This is a genomic window from Marinobacter sp. PE14, assembly GCF_053566155.1.
On sequence record NZ_JBQXNY010000003.1, the window covers coordinates 541666 to 559995 of the forward strand.

General features: G+C 56.7%; 17 protein-coding genes and 1 tRNA gene. 17 read left to right on the plus strand and 1 reads right to left on the minus strand.

Annotated features, from left to right (window positions below):
- Window positions 1–105: 105 nt before the first annotated feature.
- The 17 genes from rpsB (at window position 106) to ACWJ62_RS13250 (ending at window position 15720) form a co-directional block, all read left to right on the plus strand.
- Window positions 106–858, plus strand: coding sequence for a 30S ribosomal protein S2 (gene rpsB, locus ACWJ62_RS13170; protein ID WP_449286588.1), 753 nt, complete (start codon window positions 106–108; stop codon window positions 856–858).
- Between the two features lie 92 nt (window positions 859–950).
- Window positions 951–1820, plus strand: a complete 870-nt coding sequence (gene tsf, locus ACWJ62_RS13175) for a translation elongation factor Ts (RefSeq protein ID WP_349521069.1) — start codon at window positions 951–953, stop codon at window positions 1818–1820.
- 184 nt (window positions 1821–2004) lie between these two features.
- Complete coding sequence (gene pyrH, locus ACWJ62_RS13180; protein ID WP_088828826.1) at window positions 2005–2733, plus strand: UMP kinase; 729 nt, start codon at window positions 2005–2007, stop codon at window positions 2731–2733.
- A 74-nt stretch (window positions 2734–2807) separates the two neighbouring features.
- A complete protein-coding gene (frr, locus tag ACWJ62_RS13185; RefSeq protein WP_449286589.1) occupies window positions 2808–3365 on the plus strand; it encodes a ribosome recycling factor in 558 nt (185 codons plus the stop codon).
- A gap of 71 nt (window positions 3366–3436) precedes the next feature.
- Window positions 3437–4207 (plus strand): polyprenyl diphosphate synthase, encoded by a 771-nt coding sequence (gene uppS / locus ACWJ62_RS13190; protein WP_449286590.1) that lies wholly within the window; start codon window positions 3437–3439, stop codon window positions 4205–4207.
- 21 nt (window positions 4208–4228) lie between these two features.
- On the plus strand, window positions 4229–5068 hold the full coding sequence (locus ACWJ62_RS13195) for a phosphatidate cytidylyltransferase (RefSeq protein ID WP_449286591.1): 840 nt from the start codon (window positions 4229–4231) through the stop codon (window positions 5066–5068).
- 2 nt (window positions 5069–5070) lie between these two features.
- Complete coding sequence (ispC, locus tag ACWJ62_RS13200) at window positions 5071–6255, plus strand: 1-deoxy-D-xylulose-5-phosphate reductoisomerase (RefSeq protein WP_449286592.1); 1185 nt, start codon at window positions 5071–5073, stop codon at window positions 6253–6255.
- A gap of 49 nt (window positions 6256–6304) precedes the next feature.
- On the plus strand, window positions 6305–7654 hold the full coding sequence (rseP, locus tag ACWJ62_RS13205; protein ID WP_449286593.1) for an RIP metalloprotease RseP: 1350 nt from the start codon (window positions 6305–6307) through the stop codon (window positions 7652–7654).
- A gap of 44 nt (window positions 7655–7698) precedes the next feature.
- Window positions 7699–10017 carry an outer membrane protein assembly factor BamA gene (gene bamA / locus ACWJ62_RS13210; protein ID WP_449286594.1) on the plus strand — a complete coding sequence of 773 codons (2319 nt, stop codon included), beginning with the start codon at window positions 7699–7701 and terminating at the stop codon, window positions 10015–10017.
- Between the two features lie 45 nt (window positions 10018–10062).
- On the plus strand, window positions 10063–10560 hold the full coding sequence (locus tag ACWJ62_RS13215; RefSeq protein ID WP_449286595.1) for an OmpH family outer membrane protein: 498 nt from the start codon (window positions 10063–10065) through the stop codon (window positions 10558–10560).
- 47 nt (window positions 10561–10607) lie between these two features.
- Complete coding sequence (lpxD, locus tag ACWJ62_RS13220) at window positions 10608–11633, plus strand: UDP-3-O-(3-hydroxymyristoyl)glucosamine N-acyltransferase (protein WP_449286596.1); 1026 nt, start codon at window positions 10608–10610, stop codon at window positions 11631–11633.
- An 11-nt stretch (window positions 11634–11644) separates the two neighbouring features.
- A complete protein-coding gene (gene fabZ / locus ACWJ62_RS13225; protein WP_008170365.1) occupies window positions 11645–12082 on the plus strand; it encodes a 3-hydroxyacyl-ACP dehydratase FabZ in 438 nt (145 codons plus the stop codon).
- Window positions 12082–12873 (plus strand): acyl-ACP--UDP-N-acetylglucosamine O-acyltransferase, encoded by a 792-nt coding sequence (gene lpxA / locus ACWJ62_RS13230; protein WP_449286597.1) that lies wholly within the window; start codon window positions 12082–12084, stop codon window positions 12871–12873. The genes fabZ and lpxA overlap by 1 nt, the downstream gene beginning before the upstream one ends.
- Before the next feature lie 18 nt (window positions 12874–12891).
- Window positions 12892–14073 (plus strand): lipid-A-disaccharide synthase, encoded by a 1182-nt coding sequence (lpxB, locus tag ACWJ62_RS13235; protein WP_449286598.1) that lies wholly within the window; start codon window positions 12892–12894, stop codon window positions 14071–14073.
- The gene (gene rnhB, locus ACWJ62_RS13240) at window positions 14073–14759 is read left to right on the plus strand and encodes a ribonuclease HII (RefSeq protein ID WP_449286599.1); all 687 of its coding nucleotides are present in this window, start codon (window positions 14073–14075) and stop codon (window positions 14757–14759) included. The genes lpxB and rnhB overlap by 1 nt, the downstream gene beginning before the upstream one ends.
- A gap of 69 nt (window positions 14760–14828) precedes the next feature.
- Window positions 14829–14905, plus strand: a tRNA-Met gene (locus tag ACWJ62_RS13245).
- 350 nt (window positions 14906–15255) lie between these two features.
- Window positions 15256–15720 (plus strand): fibronectin type III domain-containing protein, encoded by a 465-nt coding sequence (locus ACWJ62_RS13250; RefSeq protein ID WP_449286600.1) that lies wholly within the window; start codon window positions 15256–15258, stop codon window positions 15718–15720.
- Between the two features lie 31 nt (window positions 15721–15751).
- Here the strand turns inward: ACWJ62_RS13250 and ACWJ62_RS13255 are convergent, their stop codons facing one another.
- On the minus strand, window positions 15752–18319 hold the full coding sequence (locus ACWJ62_RS13255) for a CHASE2 domain-containing protein (protein WP_449286601.1): 2568 nt from the start codon (window positions 18317–18319) through the stop codon (window positions 15752–15754).
- Window positions 18320–18330 lie beyond the last annotated feature (11 nt).

The following is an 18330-nucleotide window of genomic DNA, read 5'->3' on the forward strand; positions in this document are numbered from 1 at the left end:
CGTGTCGGCACGTTATCCCAGGGTGCCTGTTCCTGCTTTCAAGGGAGCCAGGTTGGGATAATCGGACACGTGGAGGACTAACCCGAAGCTAAAAAGGTAACTATCATGGCTCAGGTAAATATGCGTGACCTGCTGAAGGCAGGTGCTCACTTCGGTCACCAGACCCGCTACTGGAACCCGAAAATGTCGAAGTTCATCTTCGGCGCCCGTAACAAGATTCATATCATCAACCTTGAGCAGACTGTTCCTGCCATGAACGATGCGCTGAAATTTGTTCAGCAGCTGGCAGAGAACAAGAACAAGATCCTGTTCGTTGGTACCAAGCGTGCCGCGGCCAAGATCATCAAGGAAGAAGCCGAGCGTGCCGGTCAGCCGTTCGTTAACCACCGCTGGCTCGGTGGCATGCTGACCAACTACAAGACCATTCGTCAGTCTATTCGTCGCTACCGTGACCTGGAAGCTCAGAGCCAGGACGGTACTTTTGACAAGCTGACCAAGAAAGAAGCACTGGATCGTACCCGTGAAATGGACCGCCTCGAGCGCTCCATTGGTGGTATCAAGGATATGGGCGGCCTGCCGGACGCGATGTTCGTGATTGACGTTGACCATGAGCGTATCGCCATCAAGGAAGCCAACAAGCTGGGCATTCCTGTCATCGGTGTTGTGGATACCAACAGTGATCCGGACGGTGTTGATTACGTGATCCCGGGCAACGATGACGCCATTCGCGCGATCCAGATTTACGTGAAAGCCGTTGCTGACACCTGCATGGAAGCAGCCCAGTCTGCTGGTGCCGGTGCTGACGAGTTTGTTGAAGTCAGCGAAGACGCTGAAGGCGCTGCTCCAGCCGCTGAGTAACGTTTTACCTTCACGTTTTAGATGTAAGGTGTGCCCGGTGTTTTCCGAGGCACACCGCCCCACCGAATTCGGAACAGTTGAGAGGATTGAACATGGCTGCAATTACCGCTGCAATGGTCAAAGAGCTGCGTGAGCGTACCGGCCTTGGCATGATGGAATGCAAGAAGGCACTTGTTGAAGCCGAAGGCAGCGTTGACGCTGCGATCGAAGAGCTGCGCAAGTCGTCCGGTCTGAAAGCTGCCAAGAAAGCCGGCCGTACCGCCGCTGAAGGCGCTTCACTGATCAAGATCTCCGACGACAACACCGTTGCCTTTATTCTGGAAGTGAACTCCGAGACTGACTTTGTTGCTCGCGATGACAACTTCCTGAACTTTGCCAACGACGTGCTGAACGTTGCGTTTGAAAATGGCGAAACCGACGTAGCCAAGCTGATGGAAGGCGATCTGGAATCCAAGCGTGAAGCGCTGGTTCAGAAGATCGGCGAGAACATTACTGTTCGTCGCATCGTCAAGGTTGAAGGCCCGGTTGTTGGTGGATACGTCCACAGCAACAACAAGATCGCTTCGGTTGTCGCCCTGACTGCCGGTGATTCTGAGGTTGCCCGTGACATCGCCATGCACGCAGCTGCCGTTAACCCGCGTGTCGGCAAGCCGGAAGACATGCCGGCAGAAGAGCTCGAGAGAGAGAAAGATGTGATCAAGGCCCAGCCGGATATGGAAGGCAAGCCTGCCGAGATCGTCGAAAAGATGATGGGTGGCCGCATCAAGAAGTTCCTCAAAGAGAACAGCCTTGTTGAGCAGCCTTTCGTCAAGAACCCGGACCAGACCGTGGGCGAGCTGATCAAGTCCAACGGCGGCGAGCTGGTCGGCTTCGTTCGTCTGGAAGTGGGTGAAGGCATTGAGAAGGAAGAAGTGGACTTTGCTGCCGAAGTTGCTGCTGCAGCCGGCACAGGCAAGGCCTGATCCTTCGTTCGATGCAGCGGGCTTACAGCCACTGCATCACCTGAGTCTGCCACGTTAGCCGGGAATTCCCGGCTCTCGTGGCGGGCTTGTATCTGAGATACCCCTTTTTTGAGGAGTATGTCAGATACAAGCCTGCAACGGGTACTACGCCGGATAGCAGCCAACAGACGACAAGGGGATCATCATGCCGACATCATCGAAAACCCAGCCCAGATACAAGCGTGTTCTGCTCAAACTCAGTGGCGAGGCCCTGATGGGAGAGCACGATTTCGGTATTGATCCCAAAGTTCTTGACCGCATGGCACTGGAAATCGGTGCGCTGATTGGCATCGGCGTGCAGGTTGGTCTGGTTATTGGCGGCGGCAACCTGTTCCGTGGCGCAGCCCTGAATGCGGCCGGCATGGATCGGGTGACCGGTGATCATATGGGCATGCTGGCCACCGTCATGAACGGTCTGGCCATGCGTGATGCTCTGGAACGTTCGAATATCCGGACCCGTGTGATGTCCGCGATCCCGATGAGCGGCATCGTGGAGCACTACGACCGCCGTCGTGCGGTACGGGATCTGAAAGATGGCGATGTCGTGATCTTCTGCGCCGGTACCGGTAACCCTTTCTTTACGACGGATTCCGCTGCTTGTCTGCGTGGCATTGAGATTGAGGCCGACGCGGTGCTCAAGGCTACGAAGGTAGATGGCGTATACTCAGCGGATCCGCACCTGGACAGCAGTGCAGAGAAATACGACCACCTCACCTATGATGAGGTTCTGGACAAGAAGCTGGGCGTGATGGATTTGACAGCCATCTGTCTCGCTCGTGATCACGGTATGCCACTGCGGGTCTTCGATATGAACCGTGCCGGCGCCCTGACTCGCATCGTAACTGGCGAGAAAGAAGGTACACTGATCGAATGAATCGCTGTCCCGGCGCCACAGGATCGTGGTGCCAGATTACAGAATGACATGACGAACGAATTGAGGATGCTGAAGTGATCAACGACATCAAAGCAGAAGCCGAAAAGAAAATGAAAAAGAGCCTGGAGTCCTTGAACTCCGCGTTCAACAAGATTCGCACCGGCCGTGCGCACCCCTCTATCCTGGATAGTGTCATGGTGAACTACTACGGCCAGGAGACACCGCTGAAGCAGGTGGCAAGCGTCAACGTTGAGGATAACCGCACGCTGACAGTCTCTCCCTGGGAGAAAAACCTGATGCCGACCATCGAGAAGGCTATCATGTCGTCAGACCTTGGCCTGAACCCGGCGACCAGCGGCGATATCATCCGTATCCCGATGCCCATGCTGACGGAAGAAACCCGTAAGGAAATGGTCAAGCAGGCAAAAGCAGACGCCGAGCACGGTCGTGTTTCCATCCGCAATGCGCGTCGCGATGCTAACAGCATGATCAAGGATCTGCTCAAGGAAAAAGAAATCACCGAAGACGACGAGCGCAAGGGCGAGGACGATATTCAGAAGCTGACCGACCGCCACATTGCGGAAGTCGAGAAGATGCTCAAGGCCAAAGAAGAGGACCTGATGGCGGTTTAACCGTCCGGACCTACTTGCAAGCGAATTGAAAGGCCGAAGCACCAAGGCGCTCCGGCCGCACAGGGGATTTCATGACGGGAACTGTATCCGCAGAGATTCCGGTGTCGGCAGACAGTCGGCCCCGGCATGTGGCCATCATCATGGACGGGAACAATCGATGGGCCAAGGCCCGTCGTCTCAAGGGAGTGGCTGGGCACAAGGCCGGTGTCGATGCGGTCAGAGCAGTGGTGGAGACTTGTGCTCGTGAAGGCGTGGAAGTGCTCACGTTGTTTGCCTTTTCCAGCGAGAACTGGCGTCGACCCAAGGACGAAGTGTCCGCGCTCATGAAACTGTTCCTGTTCGCTCTTGAGCGCGAGGTTCGCAAACTTCACCGGAACGATATCCGCCTGCGCATTATCGGTGATCGGTCCGCGTTCAGCGCTGCACTGCGTGAACATATGGAAGCGGCTGAAGAGTTGACCCGCAACAACTCCCGGATGACGCTGGTAATTGCAGCCAACTATGGTGGTCACTGGGATATCACGCAGGCCACTCGCAAGGTGGCTGAGCAGGTCCGCTCCGGGCAGCTGGCACCCTCTGACATTACCGATGACCTGATTCAGCAGCACCTCTGCATCGGTGACCTGCCGATGCCGGACCTGATGATTCGTACCGCTGGTGAGCAAAGAATAAGCAATTTCATGCTCTGGCACCTGGCTTACACAGAGCTCTACTTTTCACCGGTGTATTGGCCTGACTTCCAGCAGGAAGAAATGCTCAAGGCCCTTCACGTCTATGCCGGTCGACAGCGTCGTTTTGGCCAGACGGATGATCAGATAGCGGCCAAGGCTGTACAACAATAACGAACGATAGCGACGTTAACTGTGTTAAAAACCCGAATTATCACCGCACTGATCCTCGCTCCTATCGCCATTGGCGGGATCTTTTTTCTCCCGCCCCTGGGCTTTGCGCTCTTTACCGGCGCCATCATTACCCTGGGCGCCTGGGAGTGGGCGAATATGTCCGGTATTGAGAGCCCTGCCGGCCGGGTTGGCTACGCACTGGCCACAGCTATCATTCTCTACGGGCTGCTGAACGTTCCGTTTGTGGCGGTCCTCTGGCTGGCGCTGCTCTGGTGGGGCGTGTGCTTTCTTCTGGTTCGCAGTTATCCCGCCGGCTCCGACAAATGGGGCAGCCTCCCGGCAAGAGCCGTGATGGGGCTGTTCGTTCTGGTGCCGGCGTGGGTGGGCCTGAATCACCTGCGAACCGGCGGCTTCCAGTTTGGTGACAGTACCAACAACCTCCTGCTCATTCTCTACGTATTCTGTGTGGTCTGGGTTGCCGATATCGGTGCTTACTTCGCCGGTCGGGCTTTTGGTAAGGCAAAGTTGGCGCCCCGTGTCAGTCCGGGCAAATCATGGGCGGGCGTCTGGGGTGGCCAGGTGGCAGTCGGAGTTTTTGCCCTGGTTGTCAGCGCGCTGGCTTCGGCGGGAACGGTTCAGACCTTGCTGCTAATTGTTGCCAGCCTTGCCACCGGTCTTGTTTCAGTGTTGGGCGATCTGCTGGAAAGCATGCTTAAAAGGCACCGTGGTATCAAGGACAGCAGCCAGCTGTTACCCGGTCACGGTGGCATCATGGACCGGATCGACAGCCTGACGGCGGCCATTCCGGTATTTGCGTTGATTATTACCCAACTTGGTTGGCTGACAACCGGGCACTGGTGACTATGGTAACCCGTTCTATCAGTGTTCTCGGGGCGACCGGCTCCATCGGTCTCAGCACCCTGGATGTTGTTCGGCGCCACCCTGATCGCTTCTCGGTCTACGCGCTAACGGCCAGTACTCGTGCTGAAGAGCTCGCGGTACTCTGCCGTGAATTCCGTCCGAAAGTTGCTGTCATGGCTGATCCTGAAGCAGCCACGGTCCTCTCAAGATTGTTGACAGACCTGCCCGAAACCCGCGTGCTTGCTGGCCTGGGCGGATTATGCGAGGTGGCCTCCACCCCCGATGTGGACACCGTGATGGCGGCTATCGTCGGGGCGGCGGGTCTTTCGCCGACATTGTCGGCGGTGCGGGCGGGAAAGCGGGTATTGCTTGCCAATAAAGAAGCCCTGGTGATGTCCGGCAAACTGTTTATGGATGCCGTGGCCGCAGCGGGGGCCGAACTGTTGCCGATCGACTCCGAGCACAACGCGATTTTCCAGTGTATGCCGGCAGACAAGGTCCGGGATCCTGCCGGTGCTGGCATCACTCGTATACTACTGACAGCGTCCGGAGGTCCGTTCAGGGAACACTCCGTCGAGGATCTTCGTTCGGTAACGCCCGCCCAGGCCTGTGCCCATCCGAATTGGTCTATGGGGCAGAAGATTTCCGTGGACTCGGCGACCCTGATGAACAAGGGTCTGGAGCTCATTGAAGCCTGCTGGCTGTTCAACACTACGCCCCAGAAAGTTGAGGTGCATGTGCACCCTGAGAGCATCATCCACTCGATGGTTGAATATGCCGATGGCTCTGTTCTGGCCCAGCTTGGCAGTCCCGATATGAGAACGCCGATTGCCAACGGTCTGGCCTGGCCAGAGCGCATTGCTGCCGGTGTTGCTCCCCTCGACCTGTTCGCGATCGGCCGCTTTCACTTCGAGCGTCCGGATCTGGGGCGTTTCCCGTGTCTGCGCCTCGCGGCGGAAGCGTTTGAGGCAGGTGGCACTGCGCCGGCGGTTCTTAATGCTGCTAATGAGGTGGCTGTTGCTGCTTTTCTCGAGGGCAGCCTGTGTTTTTCGGATATCCCCGTTATCATAGAGCGAACGCTGGTTGCGACGGCTGTTGAGCCAGCAGACAGCTTTGACATTATCTTTGCAAAGGACAAAGAAGCACGGGCTCGTGCGCGGGAACAGATAGGTCTGTTAACTGTCTGATAGTCGCAGCGGAATGCTGCTCGGCTGAAGCCATTCAATCAGGAACGCTATGCAGATTATTGAAACCGTCCTCGCACTCGCACTTACCCTGGGTATCCTCGTGACCTTGCACGAATACGGTCATTTCTGGGTTGCCCGGCGTTGCGGCGTGAAAGTGCTCCGTTTCTCGGTGGGTTTCGGGAAACCGATGTTTTCATGGTACGACAGGCATGGAACCGAGTTTGCGGTTGCCGCCATTCCATTGGGTGGCTACGTGAAAATGCTGGATGAGCGCGAAGGGCCGGTGCCAGAAGAACTGAGGGACCAGGCCTTTACGTCCAAGCCGCCAGGGCAGCGCATCGCCATCGCCGCGGCCGGTCCCGTGGCCAACTTCATTTTTGCTATTTTCGCATACTGGCTGTTGAGCGTGGTGGGCGTTACCCATGTCGCGCCCATTGTCGGGCAGATTGCCGATGAGAGCGTGGCCGAGCGGGTGGGTCTGCAGGAAGGTATGGAGATCCACGCGGTGGATGGCCACCGGGTCAGCTCCTGGCGCGACGTGAATATGCGTATTCTGGAGCGGACCGGGGAGCACGGCCTGATTTCCATGGAGGTTTCGGAGGACGGCGCGCGAGGGAGCATCAGCGGCGAGCTTTCCGGCTGGGGCCTGAGTGATGACACCCCCAATCCTTTGGCCGAGTTCGGTATTACACCATGGCGCCCGGCTGTTCCCCCGGTATTGGGACAGATTTCCGAGGGTGGCCGGGCTCAGGCGGCAGGGCTTCAGCCCGGTGACCGCATAGTGGCCGTCAACGGGGAATCGATCAACAGCTGGTTCGAGCTGGTTGAATTTATTCGCAATGCCCCGGAGCAGACGCTGCAGGTAACCATCGAACGCAATGGTACGGAACAAGCTGTCAGTGTAACGCCGGAAGCGAGGGCCGAAGAAAGCGGGGAGTCGATTGGTTTTGTCGGTGCCGGTGTGGAAGCCATTTCCTGGCCGGAAGAGGTTTTGCGGGATGTCAGCTACGGCCCGTTTGCTGCGGTTCCGGTTGCCCTCAGCGAAACCTGGGCAGATACCCGTCTGACGCTGGTGGCCATCAAGAAGATGTTTACCGGCTTGCTGTCGCCCACCAATCTCAGTGGGCCCATCACTATTGCCCGGGTGGCTGAAGCCAGTGTCAGCTCCGGGTTTGAAGACTTCGTGCGTTTTCTTGCCTATCTCAGCGTGAGTCTGGGCATTCTGAATCTTTTACCTGTGCCGGTTCTTGATGGTGGTCATATCGTTTACTACACCATCGAAGCCCTCCGTGGAAAGCCGCTTTCTGAGCAGGCTCAGGCGTTTGGATTACGAATTGGTATGGCAATGATCCTCACATTAATGGTGTTTGCTCTTTACAACGACCTGATGCGGTTGTGAGAATTGCGAGCTCCTTACGCGCATTAACCAGGCGAAATATTTGAATGAGACGTTCTCTTCTAGGTGTAGCCGTTGGCCTCGCTGTGGCCATGTCCGGCCTGAAGCCAGCACTTGCTGATCAGTTCACTGTTGCGGATATTGAAGTGGAAGGCTTGCAAAGGGTATCTGCGGGTACCGTGTTTTCTGCGTTCCCTGTCAACATTGGCGAACAGGTGGATGAGACCGAGCTGGCTGATGCGATCAAATCGCTGTTCCGGACCGGTCTTTTTACCGACATTGAGGCCAGCCGGGATGCCGGCGTACTCATCCTGACGGTGCGCGAACGGCCCTCCATCAGTGACATCGAGATCGAGGGTAACAAGAACATTGAAACCGAGATGTTGATGGACGCGCTGGCGGGTGCCGGGCTTCAGGAAGGCCAGGTGTTCCGGCGCGCAACCCTTGAACGTCTTGAGCTGGAAATCCTGCGCTCCTACATTGCCCAGGGGCGCTACAACGCCAGGGTAAAGGCAACGGCCGAGGAACTGCCGAGAAACCGCGTTGCGATTCGCCTGGATATCAATGAGGGCTCGGTCGCTGCGATTCACCATATCAACCTGATCGGCAACAAGGATTTCAGTGACGAGGAACTGCAGGAGCTGTTCGAGCTGCAGACCACGAGCTGGTGGAACTCCCTGACCAACTCGGACAAGTACGCCAGAGAGCGGTTAAGCGGGGATCTGGAATCGCTAAGGTCGTTCTATCTTGACCGTGGGTATCTCGATTTCAACGTGGAATCCAGTCAGGTCTCCATTTCCCCGGACAAACAAAAAGTCTTCATAGCAATTGCCCTGAATGAGGGGCCCCAATACACCATTTCCGAGATCAATCTTCGCGGTGATCTAATCGTCGGGGAAGAGGAGTTGCGTGCGTTGATTCCGGTTGAGGAAGGCGACGTGTTCTCCCGCTCCCGTATGACGGCCATTTCCGAGTCTCTGGCATTCCGGCTCGGGCGTGAGGGCTATGCCTTTGCCAACGTCAATGCTGTTCCGGAGCCCGGTGAGAACAACACGGCAGCCGTCACCTTCTTTGTGGAGCCCGGCAAACGAGCCTATGTGCGCAGGATCAATTTCGACGGCAACGTGTCGACCCGTGATGATGTGCTTCGTCAGGAAATGACCCAGATGGAAGGCGGCGTGGCGTCCTCCGACCGCATCGAATTCTCCAAGACCAAGCTCGAACGTCTTGGCTTCTTCCAGACCGTGAACGTTGAAACCGTGCCGGTGCCCGGCACTGACGATCTGGTTGATGTGAACTACGCCGTCGAGGAGCAGCCCACAGGTAGCCTGTCCGCCTCTGTCGGCTTCTCCCAGGACTCCGGGGTTATCCTTGGTGCCAATGTCTCAGAGAACAACTTCTTCGGCACGGGTAAACGGGTATCCTTCGGTGTGAACGTCAGTGATGCCATCAAGAGTGCAAACATTTCCTACCTGGACCCTTACTACACCGTCGACGGAGTGAGTAGAGGCTTCAGCGTATTCGCCCGCGAGACCGACTACGAAGAGGAAGATATCTCCTCTTTCCTTCTGGATGAGTACGGTGGCCGAGTCACCTTCGGCTATCCTACCGACAGTATCACCCGTCTGAACTTCGGCGCTGGTGTGACCCAGTCAAACCTGAAGGAAGGCCTTTTCACCTCGCAGGAGGTGAGTGAGTTTATTGATGAAGAGGGCGATTCGTTCACCAACTTCTTCCTGTTCGGAAGCTGGCGTCGCAGTACCCTGAACCGTGGTGTTTTGCCGACTGATGGTTACAGTCACTCGCTGTCATTGGATGTGGCGGTTCCGGGTAGTGACCTGACCTTCTACAAAGCCACCCATAAAACCGATTTCTACTACCCTGTGACTGATGACAATCGCTGGGTCTTCCGGGCGCGATCTGAGATCGGTTATGGGGATGGCTACGGCGATTTCACCCAGATGCCGTTTTACGAGCACTTTTACACGGGGGGCTATGGTTCGGTTCGTGGTTATGAGGCGAACTCGCTTGGCCTGAGGGCAACGAATAACGTAAACGACCTGTCGGATCCTGATCCTTTTGGGGGCAACCTGCTGACCGAGGGTGGCCTGGAGCTGATTTTCCCGACGCCGTTTGCCGGCGATACCCGCTCGATGAGAACTTCATTTTTCCTGGATGCCGGCCAGGTCTTTGACACGGCAAGAGGCTATGATCCGGAACTGAGCGAAATCAGGATGGCAGCGGGTGTGGGCTTCCAATGGATCACTGCAGTTGGTCCTTTGGCATTCAGTCTCGCCTACCCTCTGAACGACAAGGCTGGTGACGACACCCAAGTGTTCCAGTTCTCACTGGGCCAGACCTTCTAAAGCATGGATAATAACAATCTACGGATGAAAACCAGGAGAAAACCAATGTCCCGATTTGTGTTGATGTTCGCTGCTGTGATGCTGGCGTTTTCATTCCCAGCGATGGCCGAAACCCGCATTGGTGTGGTCGATCTGCGTCAGGCACTGTTCTCGTCTGACGATGCCAAGACCTTCAGCGAGTCGCTTCAGAAGGATTTTGCCGGGGACGAAGCCCGGGTCCGCGAAGCACAGGAAGACGCTCGCAAGCTTCAGGAGCGCCTGGAAAAAGACGGTGCCATGATGAACGAGAGCGAGCGTAACAAACTGGCCGGCGAGTTCCAGGAAAAGGTAAAAGAGTTCAACTTTCTGAAGCAGCGGCTGGATTCAACAGTGAATCAGCGCAAGCAGGCGTTTCTCGAGCAGGCCCGCCCTGAGGTAGACGCAGCGGTCAAGGAGCTTCTTGAGGAAAATAACCTCGATCTGATCCTGCCAAGCGAAGCGGTTGTCTATGTGAAGCCGGAAATGAATCTGACCTCTCAGCTTCTTGAAAAACTGAACCGTTAACCTGTGATGGGCACCCCGGTGCCCTGATCGTTGCTTGGGAGCTCGCAATGACAGAAAGGTCCTATCGCCTTGGGGATATTGCCAATGCCCTTGGTGCGGAGCTACGGGGTGATCCTGATGTGAAGGTATCGGGCCTTGCGACCTTGCAGGCGGCTGGTCCCGACCAGATCAGTTTCCTTGCCAATCCGTCCTACGGTAAATACCTGGCAGATACGCGCGCCTCGGCCGTTATTGTCTCGCCGGCTTCGGTCAAAGATGCTCCGACCAACGTCCTGTTACTGGACAACCCTTATCTCGGATATGCTCAACTGAGCCACTGGTTTGATCCCGCCCCTGTTGCTACTCCCGGTGTTCACGCAACTGCAGTGGTGGATCCGTCTGCTTCCATTGCTGACGACGCCTGTATTGGTCCCAACGTGGTAGTGGAAGCGGAAGCAGAGATCGGCGAGAAAGTCGTTGTTGGAGCAGGCTCGGTTATAGGTGCCCGCGCCAGCATCGGATCCCGCACGCTGATTCGGCCGAGGGTAACGCTGGCCCACGATGTGGTCATTGGTGAGCGCTGTCACATCCTCAGTGGCGCCGTTATTGGCTCCGACGGTTTTGGCTTCGCCAATGAGAAGGGTGTATGGCATCGTATCGCGCAGCTCGGTCGGGTTGTGCTCGGAAATGATGTGGAAGTGGGTGCAAACACCACCATTGATCGCGGGGCACTGGACGACACAGTGATTGGCAACGGTGTAAAGCTGGATAACCTGATCCAGATTGCCCATAACGTTCGCATCGGCGATCACAGCGCCATGGCGGCAATGGTCGGTATTGCCGGCAGTACTCGCATTGGTCGGCACTGCGTGTTTGGTGGCGCCTCCGGCGTGGCCGGCCATCTCGAGATTGCGGATCAGGTCCATCTGACAGGTATGACTCTGGTGACCGGTGATATTCGTGAGCCCGGAGTCTATTCATCTGGCACCAGCGCTGATACCAACCGTCAGTGGCGCAAGAATGCTGTGCGTTTCCGGCAACTGGACGCGCTGGCGCGACGGGTCAAAGAACTGGAAAAGAAATTAGAGGGCTGAGGCCGATCAACATGATGAACATCGACGAAATTCTGGAATACCTGCCGCACCGATACCCGTTTTTGCTGGTGGATCGGGTAACGGAGGTCGAAAAAGGAAAATCGATCAAGGGCTACAAGAATATTTCGTTCAACGAGTCATTCTTTCAGGGCCACTTCCCGAACAACCCGATCATGCCGGGAGTCCTGATTATCGAAGCCATGGCCCAGCTCTCGGGCATTCTCGGTTTTGTGACTGTGGGCCGGAAACCTTCTGATGGCGTGGTACAATACCTCGCCGGCTCGAGCAAGGCCCGGTTCAAGCGCCCGGTTTTGCCGGGGGATCAACTGTGCATGGAGTCGGAGCTCATCTCCGGTAAACGGGGTATTTACAAATTCGAGTGTCGCGCCCTGGTCGACGGTGAAGTCGTCTGCGTGGCAGAGATTCTGACCGCTGAGAGAGAAGTTTGATGGCGACAAATGACTGGTCGGGTGTCCATCCTCAGGCGATTGTAGACCCGTCAGCCAGGCTCGGGGACAACGTCACTGTTGGGCCGTGGAGCTACATTGGCCCCGATGTGGAAATCGGCGCGGGTACCGAGATCCTGTCCCACGTGGTGGTCAAGGGGCCAACGGTTATCGGCCGGAATAACCGTATTTTCCAGTTCTGCAGTATCGGCGAGGAATGCCAGGACAAGAAATACGCGGGCGAGCCAACCACACTGGTGATTGGTGACAACAATGTGATCCGCGAGAATTGTACCGTCCACCGAGGCACGGTTCAGGACCGTGGTGAAACCCGTATCGGCAGCGGCAACCTTTTGATGGCATACGTGCATGTCGCTCATGACTGCATCGTCGGAGACAACACTATTCTGGCTAACTGTGCCACCCTGGCGGGCCATGTATCCGTCGGCGATTTCGCGATTCTGGGCGGTGGCACCATGGTGCACCAGTTCTGTCATATTGGTCCCCACAGCATGGCGGCCGGTGGCAGTATCGTACTCAAGGACATCCCGGCCTATGTGATGGCGAGCGGTCAGTCCGCCGAGCCGCACGGCATGAACGTGGAAGGTCTCAAGCGTCGTGGTTTCAGCAAGGATGTCTTGCTGGCTTTGCGCCGCGCTTACAAGGTGATCTATCGCCAGGGGCTGACGACGGAACAGGCTGTCGAAGAGCTTGAGAAGTCTTACTCCGATGTTGCAGAAATTCGTCCCCTCATTGACTCCCTGCGTGGAGCTCACCGCGGCATCATCCGCTAACCCGGCGGGAGCCTGTCGGTGACAGATCTTTCTCACGCGGCCATCAGCGAGCGTAAAATCACATTCGGAATCATTGCCGGTGAGGCATCGGGGGATATCCTCGGTGCCGGCCTGATCCGTTCGCTGCGCCAACGCTATCCCCAGGCCCGGTTCGTTGGCATTGGCGGGGAGGAAATGGTTGCGGAGGGGTTTCATTCCCTGGTGCCGATGGAACGTCTTTCGGTCATGGGGCTGGTGGAGGTTCTCGGGCGAATTCGTGAACTGTTCAGCATCCGGGCCCGGCTCCTGGACTATTTCTTCGCCACTCCACCTGATGTTGTTATCGGTATCGATTCTCCGGATTTCACCCTGGCGATCGAGCGGCGCTGCCGCGAGGCCGGCATTCTTTCCGTGCATTATGTCAGCCCATCGGTCTGGGCCTGGCGGCAGAAGCGGATCTTCAAAATTGCCAAATCGGTAAACCTGATGCTTACCCTGTTCCCGTTCGAAGCGAGGTTTTACGAGGAGCATCAGGTGCCTGTGGCTTTCGTAGGCCATCCCCTGGCGGATCGAATTCCCATGGTGCCGGATACCCTCAAAATGCGGGAGTCGCTGGGAATAGATGCGGACGCCCCCGTACTGGCGGTTCTTCCCGGTAGTCGTGCAGGAGAAGTGGAGAGGCTTGGTACCTTGTTCCTTGAGGCCTCTCGCTGGATCCAGGAAAGAAGACCTGATCTGCAACTGGTCATCCCCTGCGTAAACCGGGACCGAGAGAAGCAGGTGCGCGATCTGGTCGATGCCTTGGAGGTGAAGCTTCCGGTTACCATCGTGCGTGGGCGTTCCAGAGATGTGATGGCCGCCTCCGACGTTGTGCTACTGGCCTCTGGAACGGCAACACTCGAAGCGATGCTTCTTAAAAAGCCGATGGTTGTAGGGTACCGCCTGAGCGGGTTCAGCTATGCTCTCCTGTCGAAGTTGGTGAAGGTGCCTCATGTCGCATTGCCCAATCTCCTCGCCAAGCGCCAGCTTGTGCCGGAGCTGCTCCAGGACGACGCCACGGCCGAGAGTCTGGGCGCAGCAGTGCTTGAGCGACTGGAGAACACAGAAGAGAGAGCGCGGCTTAAAGAAGCCTTTACCGACTTGCACCATTCGCTGAAGCAGGGGGCCGATGAAAAAGCCGCTCAGGCGATCTCAGACCTGATAGAGCAGGGTGCCCACTGATGCCCAAGAGTTCTTTGCCACCCTTCGAATGTTGCTACACCGGTTCTTTGCTTGCCGGTGTGGACGAAGTCGGTCGGGGGCCGCTTATCGGGGCCGTCGTGACTGCCGCGGTCATTCTGGATCCGGATCGGCCGATCGCAGGCCTGGCTGACTCAAAGAAGCTGACCGAGAAGCGTCGCAATGCCCTCTACGATCAGATTCTCGAGCAGGCCAAAGCCTGGAGCATTGGCCGGTGCGAGTCCCACGAAATTGACCGGCTGAATATCTACCAGGCCACAATGCAGGCTATGGAGCGTGCAGTGTCGGGGCTGGCCGTGGTGCCTGAGTACGTTCTGGTGGATGGCAATCGCTGTCCCAAGTGGCGCTGGCCGTCGGAACCGGTTGTCAAAGGCGATAGTCGGGTGGCGGCGATCAGCGCCGCTTCTATTATTGCCAAAGTAACCCGTGACCGGGAAATGGAAGCGCTGGAAGCGCGTTTCCCCGGTTTCGGTCTGGCGCAGCACAAAGGTTATCCGACGCCGGTCCACCTGGAAGCCCTGCGCCGCCTCGGAGCAACCCCTGAACACCGCCGCTCCTTTCGACCTGTTCAGGAAGTGATTGAGACAGTGGGATTTTATCAAGATCACGTTGCCCCAGAGCCCGAAGAGCTCCAGTACCGGGCCGACCTTTTCGAAGATATCGATTGACAGTTTCGCATCCAATCCTTAATATACGCGCACGTTGATCGGGGTAGCCCGGTAAACAACCAGTTTTGATGCGGGGTGGAGCAGTCTGGTAGCTCGTCGGGCTCATAACCCGAAGGTCGTTGGTTCGAATCCAGCCCCCGCTACCACTATTGAAATAAAGCCCGCATCTTTGCGGGCTTTATTGTTTGTATTCGACCTTTTTTGAGCCTACCCACCACAATTAAAAGGCCCGTATTTGCGGACCTTTTTTCGCACTCCAGCACACCCATTTTGTTCTCCACTGCCTCTGCCCGGACTTTTTTGTAACGTTGTGTATGGCGCTTGATTTCGCTAGGCAAAAATTTGCCCGCCTGATCAATTACTTCCCCGCTTTATTACAAATCCCTGACGGGAAATTGACATTTTCGTAATTAGGAAAATGATCACCGTCACACCGATAATCGTCCGCGTTTTATACAATTTAACAAAGTCGACGATATATTGGTGCCTAATGCATATGAAACGCGTCATCAAAGTGTCACGGGCATGGATTGCCGCGTTTATTTTTGGAGCACTCCTCACAGGCTGTGGGGGTGGTTCATCGAGTAGTGCTAGCGTCGGGTCGCCAGGCGATTCTGGAGGTTCCGCCGGTTCAGGCAGTCAAGTTGATTCCGGGGGCACAGGCGGACAAGAGCCGTCTGCCGAGCGTTCCGCAGTATTGAGCTGGAGTGCTCCCCTGACTCGCGTTAACGGCGAGAGTATCCCGATGGGTGAGCTCGACCGATATGTGATCCGTTACGGCCAGGATGCTGGCGAGCTGAGCGAAGAGGTCGTCGTTACCAATGCTCAGGCCGAAGCGGAAATGTCTTACGAAGTAAGTGGTCTGGATGCAGGGACCTGGTATTTCACCATCCAGGTTCAGGATACCAACGGGCTGATCAGTGAGCCTTCCGATGTTGTAAGCAAATCCATCCGTTCCTGAGACTAGAACCCCGGGCCTGGAGTATGAAGTCTCAGGCCATCGGGTCGACAATCGGTAGTTTGAGGGTGAACGCAGAACCTTCGCCTGGTTGCGACGACACCGAAATTTCCCCTCTATGCTTTTCAACAACGGTCTTGACGAAGGATAGTCCGAGCCCCGTTCCGTGTACTCCGGCCAGCTCAGTGCTTTTTTGACGCCGGTAACGGTCAAACAGGTGCGGCAGCTCCTCCGGATCGATACCGGTACCTTCATCGGCAATCGTCAAACAGGCCTGATGGCCAGCGCGGAAGACCTGAATGCTGATGTCCGATCCACTCGGGCTGTATTGAACAGCATTGGTCAGCAGGTTGATGACGGCGCGCTCCAGGAGCTCTGCATTGCCTTTCAGCCACAAATCCTCGGTACCCTGTAACTGGAGTTGTATCTGTTTCTCTACAGCCTGCTCGCTGACGCTGTCACGGGCGTTTTCTACGATGGCCAGGAATTCGCATTCGTAGAACCGGGTTTCTGTTAACTGTTCCGCCCGGGCCAGCTGCACGAATTCCTCGGCCAGGTGATAGCTTCTCCGGGCCAGTCGCCCCAGTTGTTCTAGCTGTTCCTGTTCAATATGGCTGGGATCCCGTTTCAACTGTTCGATCAGGGCAAGCTGTGAAACCAGAGGCGAACGCACGTCATGGGAAATAAAGTCGATAGCCTCGCGGTGCTGGCGCTGCTGCTCCCGCAATTCCGAAATATCCGAAATATTGGCAATGATGCCTTGCTGGTCGCTGTCCGGCAGAGAAAACGGTGCAAAATGAATCAGGAAATCCTTGTCGCGAATCCTGAGGTCTACGGTGCGGCTCTGTAATAGGGTCAGGGTGTCGGAAACGGTTTCATGCCAGGGTGGCGTCTCCCGCGGATCATGTCCTTCCAGCAGTCTTACTAGGGGAAGTCCGGCCAGACTCGGCATGGGCTCGCGGAACCACTCCTCTATGTGACCGTTGGCAAAACGGATAACCCCCAGTTCGTCAGTCACGATGATGCCGTCGGGCATGCGCTCAAAACTTCTTCGGATGAACTGCTGCATATGGTTCAACCGATCCGTGGCAATGCGGACCCGCTCGATTCGTGCAGAAATGTTTTCACTGGGTCTGGCAACGGAATCCGCCGGTAGGGCTTGCTCAAGATGCAGCCTGCGCAGATAGCGTTGGATGGCCTCGCGCCCGAGATCATTGGGCAACAGCAGGCCCAGCTGATAGCGGGTGCCGGCTCGCAATAGCTGAATCCAGCTGCGATTGCTGTCGTGAAACCAGTGCCCCGGAGTCAGGTCATCCGGAATATCGCTTCGCGAGAGTCCACGGGCGGAGAGGATGTCGTTCTCCTCCATCAGAAGCCATCCTGTGGGACGAAACAGGGCCTGGAAGTGTTCCAGAAGTTGGGTCGGGTTCCTCCCCGAGGGCGCGGGCAGGGCGACCTGGGGGCTTCTGGCCAGTTCGTCCAGTTGCCGGTTCAAAAAACGGTTGGTCATGGCCAGTCGAAGGCCACTTGATACCGGAAAGGCCAATAGTGGGATCAGCAATGCGTTTGCGAGAGGTACCCACCATCGCATCGTCAGCAGCATGAACAGATAGATTCCGACCAGCCCGACCAGAGCCGTCGCACAGGCAAGAAGGGTTCGTGCCGGGCGCATGGGTGGCAGTGCGAGGGCGAGTATCAGGATGGTTGTCATAGCCAACAGGGCAGACGCCCACTCCGGCGCCGGTCTAATCAACAATCCCTTCATGTATGCCGACAACACGTTGGCGTGGAACTCAACGCCAGACATCGGACGGCTCAGCCCCGAGAAGGGCGTGGGTAGTATGTCGCCGAAACCGGCGGCTGTGGCGCCCACAAAGACCGTTTTGCCACTGAAGTGTTCAGGTGCGGCCGGCTGACTGAGTACTTGCGAGAAAGAATACGACTGCAGAGAGCCGGCTCCACCGATCAGGGGCACGGCACGATATTGATCCCGAATATTGACATAGGAAGGCGTATCCCCGACCTCTGGATCTTGTGGCCCAACACCGCTTGCGGCCAGCGCAAGGCTTGGCCAGAGCTGGTTCCCCAGGCCATTAAATAGGTAAAGACCTCGGGCAACGCCGTCGCTGTCCAGCTCCACGTGAGCATGGCCCAGACCGGCGGCCGCTGAAGCCAGCTCGCCAACCGGCAATTGTTCGCTTAACAGGTACTGGGAGGTGGGAGGCGACAGATAGACTGGCAGGATGACGTTGCCATGGCTGCGCATCTGTTCCGCCAGTTGCTGGTCTTCCGGCGACGGTTCGGCGAACAGGATATCGAAAACAACGGTTTTTGCGCCTGCCTCATTGAGCTTGGCAATGAGCTCTGCGTGCAGGTTACGGGGCCAGGGCCACCGGCCCAGGCGATTCAGACTGAGCTCGTCGATAGTCACCAGAACCACCTCGTCTGAGGCTTCCAGAGGATTCGAGGTGATGATCTGGTCGTATAGCCAGTAATCCAGGCGTTGAGGCAGTTCGGTTGTCTGGATAAGCAGGAGCAGTGCCAGCAGTATCAGGCCCAGAGTCCAGGGGGTCGTTTTAATTGGCAGCCAATCCCGGTTCATGAGCCCTGCTG

Bases quoted from the DNA above. Each gene is read 5' to 3' on its own strand.
- ACWJ62_RS13250 (WP_449286600.1), top strand. From the start codon at position 15,256: ATGAAACGCGTCATCAAAGTGTCACGGGCATGGATTGCCGCGTTTATT.
- ACWJ62_RS13215 (WP_449286595.1), top strand. From the start codon at position 10,063: ATGTCCCGATTTGTGTTGATGTTCGCTGCTGTGATGCTGGCGTTTTCA.
- bamA (WP_449286594.1), top strand. From the start codon at position 7,699: ATGAGACGTTCTCTTCTAGGTGTAGCCGTTGGCCTCGCTGTGGCCATG.
- fabZ (WP_008170365.1), top strand. From the start codon at position 11,645: ATGATGAACATCGACGAAATTCTGGAATACCTGCCGCACCGATACCCG.
- rnhB (WP_449286599.1), top strand. From the start codon at position 14,073: ATGCCCAAGAGTTCTTTGCCACCCTTCGAATGTTGCTACACCGGTTCT.
- ispC (WP_449286592.1), top strand. From the start codon at position 5,071: ATGGTAACCCGTTCTATCAGTGTTCTCGGGGCGACCGGCTCCATCGGT.
- rseP (WP_449286593.1), top strand. From the start codon at position 6,305: ATGCAGATTATTGAAACCGTCCTCGCACTCGCACTTACCCTGGGTATC.
- rpsB (WP_449286588.1), top strand. From the start codon at position 106: ATGGCTCAGGTAAATATGCGTGACCTGCTGAAGGCAGGTGCTCACTTC.
- lpxD (WP_449286596.1), top strand. From the start codon at position 10,608: ATGACAGAAAGGTCCTATCGCCTTGGGGATATTGCCAATGCCCTTGGT.
- lpxA (WP_449286597.1), top strand. From the start codon at position 12,082: ATGGCGACAAATGACTGGTCGGGTGTCCATCCTCAGGCGATTGTAGAC.
- ACWJ62_RS13255 (WP_449286601.1), bottom strand. From the start codon at position 18,319: ATGAACCGGGATTGGCTGCCAATTAAAACGACCCCCTGGACTCTGGGC.
- tsf (WP_349521069.1), top strand. From the start codon at position 951: ATGGCTGCAATTACCGCTGCAATGGTCAAAGAGCTGCGTGAGCGTACC.
- pyrH (WP_088828826.1), top strand. From the start codon at position 2,005: ATGCCGACATCATCGAAAACCCAGCCCAGATACAAGCGTGTTCTGCTC.
- uppS (WP_449286590.1), top strand. From the start codon at position 3,437: ATGACGGGAACTGTATCCGCAGAGATTCCGGTGTCGGCAGACAGTCGG.